The organism is Serratia sp. (in: enterobacteria) (genome assembly GCF_046715635.1).
Lineage (GTDB): Bacteria > Pseudomonadota > Gammaproteobacteria > Enterobacterales > Enterobacteriaceae > Chania.
Window position 1 is genome coordinate 1 of record NZ_JBKJYW010000410.1, and the last position, 12,154, is coordinate 12,154.

The window sequence follows — 12,154 nt, forward strand, 5'->3', positions numbered from 1 at the left end:
TGATATCAAAGTAAAACTTATCCCGACGGAGTAAAGCGTTCTTGGTGGGTACGGCCTCGGGCCGCGCCCATTAACACAACTAGCATTATATAAAAATAAACATATCGAAAAACCTGGGAACCTAATGAAAATGAAAAAAACCACTCTATGCACCGCCCTATCCTTTTTGATGACCGGGAATGTCATGGCGGCGGCCGAAGATACCCTGACCGTTTGGGGTAGCCCGGTGGCCAATACCAGTACGATTGTCACCCCCGATACTTTTACCCAGTTGGATAAACGCAACGTGGCCGATGCGCTCAGTATCGTGCCAGGCGTGACGCTGCAAAAATCCGGTGGCCGTAACGAGCTCCAGGTACGGGTGCGCGGTTTTGATAACCGTCAGGTGCCGGTGTTTTATGACGGGGTGCCAATCTATATTCCCTATGATGGCAACCTGGATCTCGGGCGCTTTTTAACCTCTAACCTGGCCTCGCTAGAGGTGTCAAAAGGCTACACCTCGTTGCTGCAAGGGCCAAACCAAATGGGCGGTTCAATCAACCTGACCACCTCAAAACCGACCAAGCCGTTGGAGGCCAGCATCGGTTATCGTCAAGGTTGGAGCCGTGGTAGCGACAACGCGTTCGATGCAGATGCCTCGCTGGGGATTAAAAACGATATCGGCTATCTGCAAGTCAGCGGCAGCCAATTAAAACAGCGCTTCGCGGGGTTGCCACATAGCGTGGACAACGAAGTCGCGGGCGAGAACGGTCGGCGAACCAATTCCGCATCGGATGACAAACGCGGCATCGTCAAAGTTGGTTTTACCCCGCGTGAGAACGATGAATATACCTTTACCTATATCAAGCAGGATGGGGAAAAGCAAAACCCGCCGTACGCCGGAACCAGCGACCAGAAGCCCCGCTATTGGCAGTGGCCAGAGTATGACAAAGAGAGTTATTACTATCAGGGAACGACCAAGCTGGGGGATATGTTCACGTTAAAAAGCCGCGCTTACCGGGACACCTTCAAAAATACCCTGATGATGTACAACTCACTAAGCGATCTTCATCAGGGGATTGGTAGCTACAGCCACTATGACGACTATACGGATGGCGCAGCGCTGCAACTGGCCGCCGATCTGCGCGAGCGCGATCAGCTTTCGTTCGCCGCGCATTGGAAAGAGGATGTTCACCGCGAGCAGGGATCTAAAGACGCCCCTTACGATCGCTATAAAGATCGCACCTGGTCACTTTCCAGTGAGTATCAGTGGGCGGTGGATGAAAAGTGGGATGTGGTAGCCGGGATAAGCTATGACTGGCGGGATAGCCTGGAGGCGATGAAGCACGAAAATAACGGCAAGATCACTCGTTATGACGACAATAGTCAAAACGCCTTCAACTGGCAGGCGATGACCAAATACCACTTCGATAACCGCGATGAAATTGCCCTCTCGTTCTCGGATCGCAGCCGTTTCCCGACGTTGAAAGAGCGTTACACCACCTCCCGCCCGGCCTTTGGTCAGGTGGCGTTGGTTAACCCAAATCTCAAAGCGGAACGTGCCCGCAGCATCGATTTAACCTATAACGGCTATCTGACGGAAAACTGGGGCTACGAAGCCAGCGTGTATTACAACCGGATCAGCGACGCCATTCTGACGCAGAATATCGATGCCAACACGGTACAAAACCGCAACAGCGGGCGTGTGGATTACACCGGGCTCGATTTGGGTATCAAAGGGGTGATCGTCGAAGAACTGAAGGTTGGCCTCAATTACAGCCTGATCCACAGCAGCGTGAAGGATCAGGACGTGGGTAAAATTACCTGCCTGCCTACCCAGACCGTGGTGGGCTGGCTGACCTATACGCCGTGGCAGCCACTTAGCTTCACCCTGTCTGAAGAGGCCCGCTCATCAAGCTACAGCAATACCGATGGTAGCCAGAAGGCGGCAGGATTTGCGGTCACCAACCTGCGCAGCGATTATCAGATCGTCAAGGGGCTGAGCGTTAACGCTTCGGTGAATAACCTGTTCGATACTGCCTATGCCTATACCGAAGGCTTTGTTGAGGAAGGCCGTAACTACTGGGCCGGTATTGAATACAAGTTCTAATCTGTGCGGATGGCCCGCAAAAAACCGACGGGCCTTCCCAGACTTCTGGAGCAATAAAGATGAAAAATAAACCGACCATAGCCACGGTAAAATTTGTGTTATGTAATGTTCAACAGCCTGATGGCTCCCGCCAAAAGCAATCAATCGATGAGCCGGTATATGTGCATGCGCACGGTTTAGAAACTGCGGATGGCCGTAAAGAGCATTACGACGAGGCCGATTGCGCATTAATGAACTATGCCTTGGAACATTATGACTTCTGGCGGGCACGTTATCCGGCCAGTGCGGCGCTGTTTGCTAACCCAGGCGTGTTCGGGGAGAACTTTGCCACCTTGGGGATCACCGAGCAGACGGTTTGTCTGGGGGATATCTATCAGGTTGGTACCGCGTTGCTCCAGGTTTCCTGGGGCCGAGAAGCCTGCGGTACCATGGCTGCGCGTTTGCAGGACGAGCAGGCTCCCGAGGTGATGCATCAGCAATCGCGCAACGGTTGGTTTTATCGCGTGCTGCAAGCCGGGGAAATGCAAAGCGGTACGGCCCTGAGCCTGATTGAGCGCCCTTATGCTGACTGGCCGCTGGTGCGGGCACAACAGATTATTTTCAACCCCGAAGCGTCCCTCGCCGAACTCGAAGCCCTTGGCACACTCAGTGTGTTGAGCGCTGTCTGGCGGGACAAAGTGTCGGAACGCTTGGCGGTTTAATATTGCTTGCGGGCGCAGCATGCAGCGCCCCTACGTATCAGGCCCGTAGACGTTTGGGGTAGGGTTGGAGTGAGGGGCTTACTGACAAGCATGATGAGCACATGGGAGCATTTTGAACAAAGAATCTCAATCGGCTAGTATGCTCTGAACAAGGATTAGAGGAACGTCACCCCCATGGAGATCTCAGACTTAAGCCAAGCCCGCAGTAACACCGTCAGTAAGCTCCTCAATGCGCCTGATTTTTCGGCCCTGCTGATTGAACACGGCTGGGCGGCGTTCCCGGATCGATTTTTAAAAGCCGTCGCTAATGCGCAAAATACCGCTACTCAGGTTCTGCTAGAAGTGCTGTCCGCATTGTCGCTGGAACTGAAAATCCAGGTAGCCCAGCAAAGCAAACAGCCGTTTATTGTACCGTGCATGATATGGCCAGAGTTGGTCTCGCGTTGGCAGCCCTGGGAGTATGCCAGCGAAGCTTTGGCGTGGGAGGCGTTAAGTTCCCACTATCCAACGATGGTTAAGGGGCTGGCCAGCCGCCCAATGGCCTCAATAGCGGACCATGAACGTGCCGCAGACAAAGTTTACTCAGACTATTTTCTGGACCCCGTTGGTCCTATTGTTGATAAGTTGGCTACCAACTCGGCATGGCCAGCGTGCTGGGCAAATATTGCGATTCATCATCCGGATGAGGCCGTTCGTGAGAATATGGTCTTTCGGCTGGTTGACCCACCTCGTACCCTGTTGCAGTCGTTGCTGGCAGATCCTTCTCATTTGGTCAGGTGCCTGCTCGTTTCTCGCTATCATGAAGATGAGGCGTTGATGATGGGGTTATTGGACGATGCCCATATCTGGGTGCGCCACCATCTGGCGGAGCGAGCCGTATCCAGTACCATCTTGGCTTGTTTAGCTCAATCAATGGATCTGTTTATCCTGGGCGGCCTTGCCCACAACCGGTCGCTTTTCCATAATCCACAACCTACTGAGACAGCCCTCCTCATCTGGCAAAAGCTGGCGCAGCATCCCTATGTGTTTACCGAGGATAGCTTTGCTGGTATGGCAGCACTGGCAGAAAATAGCGTTATAGACTGGCCGACCTTTGCTCGCTGGGCGGAACAACTGGCGGATAAGGCCCCCCAGCTACGTGCGAAACAGCCGCCGTTCCGTAACTTCGCGCTCTCTGATGGCCCACGCCCTCAAACCTATCTGTGCGAAGTCGCCAGCAATCTGTTTCAGTTTAACCGTTCGATGGCACTCAGCCCCCTGACCCCGGTAGCGATCCTCCGCTTATTCAGCGAATGCCCTTTCGATCTGCTGAGGGAGGAAGTTGCCCAAAATCGGGCCTTACCAGATCCATTGATTGAAAGACTGCTTAATGATCCTTCACCGGAGGTAGCCAGACTGGCGCTTGAGCATCAGACCGCCTATGTGCAGCAGCATCCTGAAATATTCTCTGAGCGCATCAACGATGCGGACGCCGATGAACGGCGCGTAATGGCGGAAAATGAGCATTGTTCGCCTGCATTGCTGGATCGGTTGAGCAACGATGAGGATGAAGTGGTGCGGGCCGCCGTCGCCAGCAACCCACAAACGGCTGTTGCAATACTGATCGCCTTGGCGCAAGACAACAGCGTTGAAGTCCTGTCGAGTCTGGCAGATAACCCAAATACCCCGGACGATATCAGAGAGAAGCTAGTTAACAGCGAGCATTGGAGCGTGCTGTATTCGCTGATAGGCTTTTATACTTTTCGGCCAACCGAGATCCTCAATCCACTGGCGCAGCATAGCTCGTTGGAATTAAGAGAGATACTGCCAGGGCAACCCTACGCGGCCCCCAGCCTGCTCACCATTATGGCGCAGGATAAATCGGTTAAGGTACGTCGCCAGGTGGCCACACATCCGAATACGCCTGATGAAGTCTTGGCTCTGATGCTGGCGGATAAGGATGAGAAGGTGGTGAAATTCGCCACCCAGCAACTGAAGAAGCGCAAGTAACAAGACTGCGGGGCTCAAAACGTTGGGGCGCCCACTTAGCTAATCCTGGTTGAAGCCGCATCAAGCGGCTTCTAATAGGGGCAATATTTTGACAGGTTTCATACCAGGTTCTCCTTTGCTGTTCAGGTATGACGGGCCGGGTAGCCAGCTTCGCCAAGTACCGCAAATAACTCGCTGGCTGCCAAAGTGCTGTCGATCTTTACCTCACCTGCCGCCGGATTGGTTTCGATTCGGGCCTGTGGGTCAACGCTCAGTAGCGCCTTGGTGACGGATTTAGCGCAGCCGCCGCAGGTCATATTGGGAACAGTGAAATGATGCATGTTGATCTCCATCGGGTTAGTGTCAGAGCACTATGAGGTTTGCCAGCGTGGCAAGGTCAAAGGTTTTTCTGCAAAATTTTCTCTTTCATTACCACAGCAAATCCCTTCTCCTCGCGTTTCAGCACGCCTGACGCAACCCCAAACCTTGGTGCCTTATTTGGCACTGTCGCGGCTGCGGTTGGCTCGGCTAAATCTGCCAGGATCGGGCAGTCTGGGCGGTCATTACCGTGGCAGTGATCGGCCAGGAACTCGAGGGTTTGCGCCATCGCCTGCAGTTCGGCGATTTTGGCTTTTAGCCGGGCGACGTGGGAAAGTGCCATTTCTTTGACGTCAGCGCTAGCACGGTCCCGGTCGTTCCACAGCACCAACAGCGCCGAGATCTGCTCAACAGAAAACCCAAGGTCACGTGAGCGGCGGATAAAACGCAGGCTATGCACGTCCGAGGTGCTGTAATGGCGGTAGCCCGCATCCGAACGTATGGCTTTGGGGATCAAGCCGATCTGTTCGTAGTAGCGGATCATCTTGGCTGAAACGCCGGAGGACTTGGCTGCTTGACCGATATTCATCGTTTACTCCTACATAGGGTTACAGTGAAACTGTGGATGAGCGTCATTGTTACTGGTCTCCCTCACCCCAACCCTCTCCCCAAGGAGAGGGAGCTGATTCGGAGTTGTTGGCGGGTAGTAGGATGCTGGACTCAATTTGTCGCACGTTCGGTCCCCTCGCCCTGTGGGAGAGGGTTAGGGTGAGGGGCATCACCATGGCCCGACATTGGTCATTTGCTTGCGGTAACAGGGATAATCTCCGCCCCGCTTTCCGCTGTGCCGCTAGAGGCTTCAACCGTCATCGGAGCCTGGAAGCGCTTCAGGCGTAGCGCGTTGCCAAGGACAAAGACGCTGGAGAGCGCCATCGCCGCCGCCGCGAAGATCGGCGAAAGCAAGGTACCGTTCAACGGATAAAGCGCCCCTGCCGCCACCGGGATCAGCACCGCGTTGTAGGCAAAGGCCCAGAACAGGTTCTGTTTGATGTTGCGGATCGTCGCCTGGCTAAGCGCGATAGCGTTCGGCACACCACGCAGATCGCCAGACATCAGCACCACGTCAGCTGCCTCGATAGCCACATCGGTACCGGTGCCGATAGCCAGCCCAACGTCCGCTTCCGCCAACGCCGGGGCGTCGTTGATGCCGTCCCCCACAAAGGCTACTCGCGCCCCGTTGATCCGGAACTTTTTCAGCGCGGCAACCTTGCCGTCTGGCAATACCTCTGCCGCAACTTCATCAATACCGAGCTGCTTGGCGATCGCCGCCGCCGTTGCCGCATTGTCGCCGGTGATCATCGCCACTTTGAGGCCCAGTGCGTGCAACGCCTTAATCGCCTCTGGCGTGGTTTCCTTGATCGGATCGGCAACCGCAATCACCGCCGCCAAGCGACCGTCGATAGCGGCATAGAGCGGGCTCTTACCCTGTTCACCCAGGCGTTGGGCGGCAGACTTGAAGCCCGCTACATCAAGGCCAAGCTGCGTCATGAACCGGTCCGCACCAACGGAAACCACCCTGCCATCAACCTTGGCCGTTACGCCAAAGCCCGGCACGGCGTCAAAGCCTTCAACGGGGGTCAGCGTGATGCCCTGCTGTTTAGCGGCCAACACAATCGCTTCGGCGATCGGGTGCTCAGAGCGGGTTTCAACCGCTGCAACCAGAGCCAGTACTTCGCGGTACTCGAAACCTTTAGCGGGAACGAGATCGGTGAGTTCTGGGCGTCCTTTGGTCAAAGTGCCGGTCTTGTCGAGGGCGATAACGCTCACGTCACGCAGCGCCTGCAAGGCTTCCCCTTTGCGGAACAACACGCCAAGTTCAGCTGCGCGCCCGGTACCGACCATAATTGACGTCGGCGTGGCCAGCCCCATGGCACATGGGCAAGCGATAATCAGCACCGCAACCGCATTCACCAACGCAAAGGTCAGCGCCGGATCCGGGCCGAAGATCAGCCAGACCAGGAAGGTCAGCGCGGCGGCGGCCATCACTGCCGGTACGAACCACATGGTCACCTTGTCGACCAGCGCCTGGATCGGCAGCTTGGAGCCCTGCGCTTCCTCAACCAGGCGGATGATCTGCGCCAGCACCGTATTGGCCCCGACCTTGGTGACGCGGAAGTTAAAAGCACCGGTCTTGTTGATGGTGCCACCCACAACGGCAGCGCCTACGCCTTTCGATACCGGCAAGGGTTCACCGGTGATCATGCTCTCGTCAACATAAGATGCCCCCTCGACGACTTCGCCATCGACCGGGATCTTCTCCCCTGGGCGCACGAACACCACGTCACCGGTGGTCACCTGATCGAGCGGGATCTCAACGGTTTCGTCGTTGCGTTCAACACGTGCGGTCTTGGCTTGAAGCCCAACCAGCCGTTTGATGGCCTGCGACGTTCGCCCTTTAGCGCGAGCCTCCAACGTGCGCCCAAGCAGTATTAAGGTCACAATGACGGCGGCGGCTTCGAAGTAGACGTTAGCGGTTCCCGGTGGCAGTACCTTGGGGATGAAGGTTGCCACCACCGAATAGCCATACGCCGCTGCCGTACCCACCGACACCAACGAGTTCATATCGGGAGCCCCGCGCAACAACGCCGGGATGCCCTTACGGAAGAAACGCAGGCCCGGGCCGAACAGCACCAGGGTGGCAAGCACGAACTGTATATACCAGCTCGTCTGTTCACCCAAAACGCCCTGCACCCAATGGTGCATCGCAGGAATAAGATGTGAGCCCATCTCAAGGATAAACACCGGCAAAGTGAGAATGCCTGCAATCAGCAAAGAGCGGCGCAAGCCGCGTGCTTCGTTCTCGCGGCGTTCGGTATCCTGATCGTTCACATTCGCCGTTTCGGCAGATAAACGACGGGCCTTGTATCCGGCCTGTTCGACCGCTGATTCAAGGTCAGCGGTGGAGACAACCCCGGCGAGGTGCCGTACCCGCGCACGCTCGGTCGCCAAGCTGACGGTAGCTGAGAGTACGCCCGGAAGTTGCGTCAGCGCCTTCTCAACCCTGCCAACGCACGAAGCGCAGGTCATCTCTTCGATCGCCAGTTCGCTAGTCTCTTCACGGACGGCGTAACCGGCGCTCTTAATAGCATTAACGGCCGCCTGTGGATCGGCCACAGCGCTGAAGGTGACATCTGCCCGCTCGGTGGCAAGGTTGACCGTGGCCGTTTGCACGCCGGGAACCGCTTTCAGTGCGCGCTCGACACGGCCCACGCACGATGCACAGGTCATTCCTTCGACCGGCAGGCTCAGACGAGCCGCTTGATTGGAACCTGATTGGGGGGAAACGGAAGCCATGACTCTACTCCTGGAAAGTTTCGGTAACCAAAAGCTTAAAGCTTCCCACCAGGGGAAGGTCAAGGCCTGTTTGCAATCAGTTCTTAGGGGGTAAATTGGCTATGCCGTTGGCCCCATCACAATCGCGCTCCGTCTGTGTACAGACCTCCCAACCGCCGCCCAACGCCTTATAGATGCTGACAATGGCCAGTTGCTGGTTAGCGCCGGATCGTCGAAAGTACGCCACCACTCAACTGTGATGTGCTGGGGTTCGATTTACTGCCCCGTCTGAAAGCGATCTCCCGACAGAAACTGTATGTGTGTGAAAAAGAGGATGCACAGTTGTACCCGCACCTGACCCCGATTTTAACTCGGGGGATCGACTGGGAGCTTATTGCACAACAGTATGACGAGATAATCAAATATACAGCGGCACTTAAAGTAGGAACGGCCGAACCCGAGGCCATATTGAGGCGATTCACCCGCAATAACATCCAGCACCCAACCTATAAGGCATTAGCGGAGTTGGGCAAAGCGATTAAGACCATCTTCCTCTGTCGCTATTTGCAAGATGAGTCGCTGCGTTGTGAAATTAATGCGGGCCTCAACGTCGTGGAAAACTGGAACAAGGGGGGACTCCCATATCAGCGAAACAGTAACGTCAGAGCCATAATTCACGCTTCGCTTTTGGTGCCTAGGACCGGTAGCTACAGTGATGATCGGGATTCGTCTGAGCGTAAATGTCGCATTTTGCAGCTTCGCTCCCATTAGGCCTTATTGTCTGAAAAAGAAAATAAGCCGTCATCAATCAGCTATAAGGTTGCCTAAGCATACCTTTACGCTCCCGTTCCTTCATAATATATCCCATAAAGGCGAGCATGGTCATAGCGCCAAGACGCGATGTAATGCCGCTCGGATCATATTGCGGTGCAACTTCGACAAGATCGAAAGCGACAACGTTACCCATCTTTGTGATACCTTCAAGCACGTCAGTCACGAAAGAATAGTTAAGGCCACCAGGCGATGGAGAGCCAACTCCGGGGGCTGTACTCATATCGTAGCCGTCAATGTCAATTGTAACGAAGTAGTTTTTGGCTTTCGGGATCTGATTCAGAACTTTTTGAGAGCCCATTTCGAGCGCTTTACGGGCGGAAATGACGACGGAGCCAAAAGCGTAAGCGGCTTCGAAATCTTCGCGGGTGCTGCTTCCGAGGCCGCGCATACCGATTTGGCACATCTTTTTAAAGTGCGGCATCTGCGAAATAAGACGCATTGGGCTGCCGTTTGTCCAGTTGCGAAGACCAAAGTCTAGATGAGCATCGAATTGGACAATACACAAGTCATCATATCTATCAAGTGCTTGAGCTGTCGGGATTGTTACAGCATGGTCCCCTCCCATCATGACAGGTATAGCGCCCTTAGAGATGATTTTTCGAACGCATTCAGTTACATTGCTAAACGTTTCTTCGTAGCTCATCGGAACCATGTCTACATCCCCAGCATCAACAATCTTGATTGGTGCTTCAAGGAACTGCTCCATGCGTTCGGGATCCCAAAAGCCAGCATCGCCTCGGGCATAATGACAAGACACTTCGCGGATGCGTCGAGGTCCAAATTTAGATCCTGTCAAATAAGGTGTGCTCATATCATAGGGGATTCCCATCACGCACATATCGGCATCGAGTTCGTTAAGATCTGTGCAAATAGGATATTTGGCGAAACTCGCGATACCAGTAATGGGAAGATTGTAGATTTTCTTGTTCATAATCAATACTCCTAAAAAATATTGCGATAAGATTTAGCTAAATAGCTATTCCTTTTTACTGAAAAAAATTGTACTTATTATCCCTAAACTATTAAAGAACGATTAGTTAACGCCTTTAACATCATAAATTATGGTTATACTAGGCTGAGTGCTCTATGAACTTGTGATAATGGTGTGAGTATTGATATTTCCTCTATAAAATACTTAAATTCTAAGGAGTTAAACAATGCTGCATCAAGATAAAGAGTTCTCTGCATCGGATGTCCTTTTCAATCAAACGATCAAAGTTTTTTACGCTGTCTATTCATCTCTAAATTTTACTGTTGCCGCCAAAAAACTAGGCATCACGCAGTCTGCAGTTAGCCAATGTATTGCATCACTGGAAAGCCAACTTGGTTTTGACCTGTTTGACCGTACTACTCGTCCATTAAGCGTCACGTATGAAGGTCAAGTTCTTTACGATCGGATTCAGCGGCAACTTACTGACTTTGCCGGAACGCTTGATGCTCTCCGTGCCAAGAATTTCGTACGAACAACTGTCAGAGTTGGAGTCATTGAATCAATTGGTCGAAATCTCTGCCCTGAACTCATTTTAGGCATGCTCAAGCGTGGCCGCCGTATTAAACTTCATTCTGGAACATCTGACTTTCTCTATCAGGAGCTTTTAAAGGATAAGGTTGATTGTATCGTAGCGACGGGACTTCTTTTAGACGCTGAAAATCTTGAGCACCAGTTTCTCTACAGTGAACCTCACGTGGTTATGATGCCCACTTCCGTTGCAAAATTACGGCAAAACTGGACATGGGAGAATTTGAGCTTTTGCGGTATTCCAATGGTTAGGTATACGCCGAATACAGGATCTGGTGAACAAAGTGAAAAAGTGCTTCGCCATGCGCAAATTAAACTTCCTAATACGCTCTCAGTTGACGACAACCAAATTATTTTTACTCTTGTTTCCGCCGGTATGGGCTGGTGTTTAACTCAACCTCTCACTGCCCTTTTGGCAGAGCATCTGTTTAATCATGTAACCTTGATGCCTGCTCCTAACCCGTGTGAATCAAGAAAAATATTCGTCGTGAGAAAGCATGAAACCCCTAAGATATTTTCCGACGAGATATTGCAAATCTGTCGAAACATATTAATCACAAAAGCAACCCCTAAAATCGAGGGCATTATGCCCTGGGTAAAAAATCAAATCAAAATAACCAATTCTATAAAGTAATCTCAGCAAAACGCGTACTGTTTCGTTAGTTACTGTCCTTTCCGTTTTTGAAACGCTTGCGAATCATAAATAAAGGGATGAAGTTTTTCGTTCGGTTTCAATTCAGTGTGAAATTTGTAGGGATCCTGATAGAAAGTTCCTCAATTGTTTTCCTTCTCGTGTTGCGTGGCAAACTTCTTTCTTAGCGTTTGCTCATAAAGCATCCGCCTTACCTTATCACCGGGGTTTGAGGGCCAATAGTGTAAAAAACCACGTTATGAGGATAACTAATTGTTCCATATATTTTATTAGCTCAGACTTGACCTGGCAATTTTGATAGCCTGAGCCAGACTTGATATGACAAATTGGATGAGCCACCGGCGCTGATACGACTGAGCAGCCGAGTCAGACAATTGCTCCCACCCGTTGACCTGACAGAACTGTTGCTCGAGATTGACGCCAGAACGGGCTTCACCCGTGAATTCAGCCATGTCAGCGAGTCAGGTGCCCGTGCGCAGGATCTACATATAAGCCTGTGTGCGGTGATGCTGGCTGAGGCCTGCAATATCGGACATGAGCCGCTGATCAAGCACAATATCCCTACACTGACCCGCCATCGCCTGAGCTGGGTGAAACAGAACTACATCCGAGAAGAAACGCTGGTCAGCGCCAATGCGCGGCTGGTTGATTTTCAGTCCTCGTTAGCGTTGGCAGGATACTGGGGTGGCGGTGAGGTAGCCTCCGCTGATGGTATGCGTTTTGTCACACCAGTGAAAACG

At 52.8% G+C, this 12,154-nt stretch carries 8 protein-coding genes and 2 pseudogenes; 6 read left to right on the forward strand and 4 right to left on the reverse strand.

Annotation, left to right across the window (positions count from 1 at the left end; genetic code table 11):
- Window positions 1-124: 124 nt before the first annotated feature.
- From ACLQ7H_RS21130 to ACLQ7H_RS21140, 3 genes are all read left to right on the forward strand, one after another.
- Window positions 125-2,089: a TonB-dependent receptor domain-containing protein gene (locus ACLQ7H_RS21130; protein WP_411754355.1), complete on the forward strand. Its 1,965-nt coding sequence runs from the start codon at window positions 125-127 to the stop codon at window positions 2,087-2,089.
- 59 nt (window positions 2,090-2,148) lie between these two features.
- Window positions 2,149-2,790 carry an MOSC domain-containing protein gene (locus ACLQ7H_RS21135; protein ID WP_411754356.1) on the forward strand — a complete coding sequence of 214 codons (642 nt, stop codon included), beginning with the start codon at window positions 2,149-2,151 and terminating at the stop codon, window positions 2,788-2,790.
- Between the two features lie 174 nt (window positions 2,791-2,964).
- A complete protein-coding gene (locus ACLQ7H_RS21140) occupies window positions 2,965-4,779 on the forward strand; it encodes a hypothetical protein (protein WP_411754357.1) in 1,815 nt (604 codons plus the stop codon).
- A gap of 122 nt (window positions 4,780-4,901) precedes the next feature.
- Here ACLQ7H_RS21140 and ACLQ7H_RS21145 read toward each other — a convergent pair whose 3' ends face one another.
- The 3 genes from ACLQ7H_RS21145 to ACLQ7H_RS21155 form a co-directional block, all read right to left on the reverse strand.
- Window positions 4,902-5,099: a heavy-metal-associated domain-containing protein gene (locus tag ACLQ7H_RS21145; protein ID WP_411754358.1), complete on the reverse strand. Its 198-nt coding sequence runs from the start codon at window positions 5,097-5,099 to the stop codon at window positions 4,902-4,904.
- A 56-nt stretch (window positions 5,100-5,155) separates the two neighbouring features.
- Window positions 5,156-5,665, reverse strand: coding sequence for a Cu(I)-responsive transcriptional regulator (cueR, locus tag ACLQ7H_RS21150; protein WP_411754359.1), 510 nt, complete (start codon window positions 5,663-5,665; stop codon window positions 5,156-5,158).
- A gap of 209 nt (window positions 5,666-5,874) precedes the next feature.
- Window positions 5,875-8,430 (reverse strand): heavy metal translocating P-type ATPase, encoded by a 2,556-nt coding sequence (locus ACLQ7H_RS21155; RefSeq protein ID WP_411754360.1) that lies wholly within the window; start codon window positions 8,428-8,430, stop codon window positions 5,875-5,877.
- 127 nt (window positions 8,431-8,557) lie between these two features.
- Between ACLQ7H_RS21155 and ACLQ7H_RS21160 the strand changes: the two are divergent.
- Window positions 8,558-9,036, forward strand: a pseudogene (locus ACLQ7H_RS21160) (Tn3 family transposase); the annotation flags it as partial.
- A gap of 181 nt (window positions 9,037-9,217) precedes the next feature.
- On the opposite strand, the gene ACLQ7H_RS21165 reads toward ACLQ7H_RS21160, so the two are convergent.
- On the reverse strand, window positions 9,218-10,174 hold the full coding sequence (locus tag ACLQ7H_RS21165; RefSeq protein ID WP_411754361.1) for an agmatinase: 957 nt from the start codon (window positions 10,172-10,174) through the stop codon (window positions 9,218-9,220).
- A gap of 226 nt (window positions 10,175-10,400) precedes the next feature.
- On the opposite strand from ACLQ7H_RS21165, the gene ACLQ7H_RS21170 reads away from it, so the two are divergent.
- Window positions 10,401-11,396: a LysR family transcriptional regulator gene (locus tag ACLQ7H_RS21170; protein WP_411754362.1), complete on the forward strand. Its 996-nt coding sequence runs from the start codon at window positions 10,401-10,403 to the stop codon at window positions 11,394-11,396.
- Between the two features lie 338 nt (window positions 11,397-11,734).
- Window positions 11,735-12,154: pseudogene (locus tag ACLQ7H_RS21175) on the forward strand (Tn3 family transposase); the annotation flags it as partial.

What these genes read in the sequence shown, in the direction of transcription:
- ACLQ7H_RS21135 (WP_411754356.1), top strand. Translation starts at nt 2,149, where the DNA reads ATGAAAAATAAACCGACCATAGCCACGGTAAAATTTGTGTTATGTAAT.
- ACLQ7H_RS21165 (WP_411754361.1), bottom strand. Translation starts at nt 10,174, where the DNA reads ATGAACAAGAAAATCTACAATCTTCCCATTACTGGTATCGCGAGTTTC.
- cueR (WP_411754359.1), bottom strand. Translation starts at nt 5,665, where the DNA reads ATGAATATCGGTCAAGCAGCCAAGTCCTCCGGCGTTTCAGCCAAGATG.
- ACLQ7H_RS21145 (WP_411754358.1), bottom strand. Translation starts at nt 5,099, where the DNA reads ATGCATCATTTCACTGTTCCCAATATGACCTGCGGCGGCTGCGCTAAA.
- ACLQ7H_RS21170 (WP_411754362.1), top strand. Translation starts at nt 10,401, where the DNA reads ATGCTGCATCAAGATAAAGAGTTCTCTGCATCGGATGTCCTTTTCAAT.
- ACLQ7H_RS21140 (WP_411754357.1), top strand. Translation starts at nt 2,965, where the DNA reads ATGGAGATCTCAGACTTAAGCCAAGCCCGCAGTAACACCGTCAGTAAG.
- ACLQ7H_RS21130 (WP_411754355.1), top strand. Translation starts at nt 125, where the DNA reads ATGAAAATGAAAAAAACCACTCTATGCACCGCCCTATCCTTTTTGATG.
- ACLQ7H_RS21155 (WP_411754360.1), bottom strand. Translation starts at nt 8,430, where the DNA reads ATGGCTTCCGTTTCCCCCCAATCAGGTTCCAATCAAGCGGCTCGTCTG.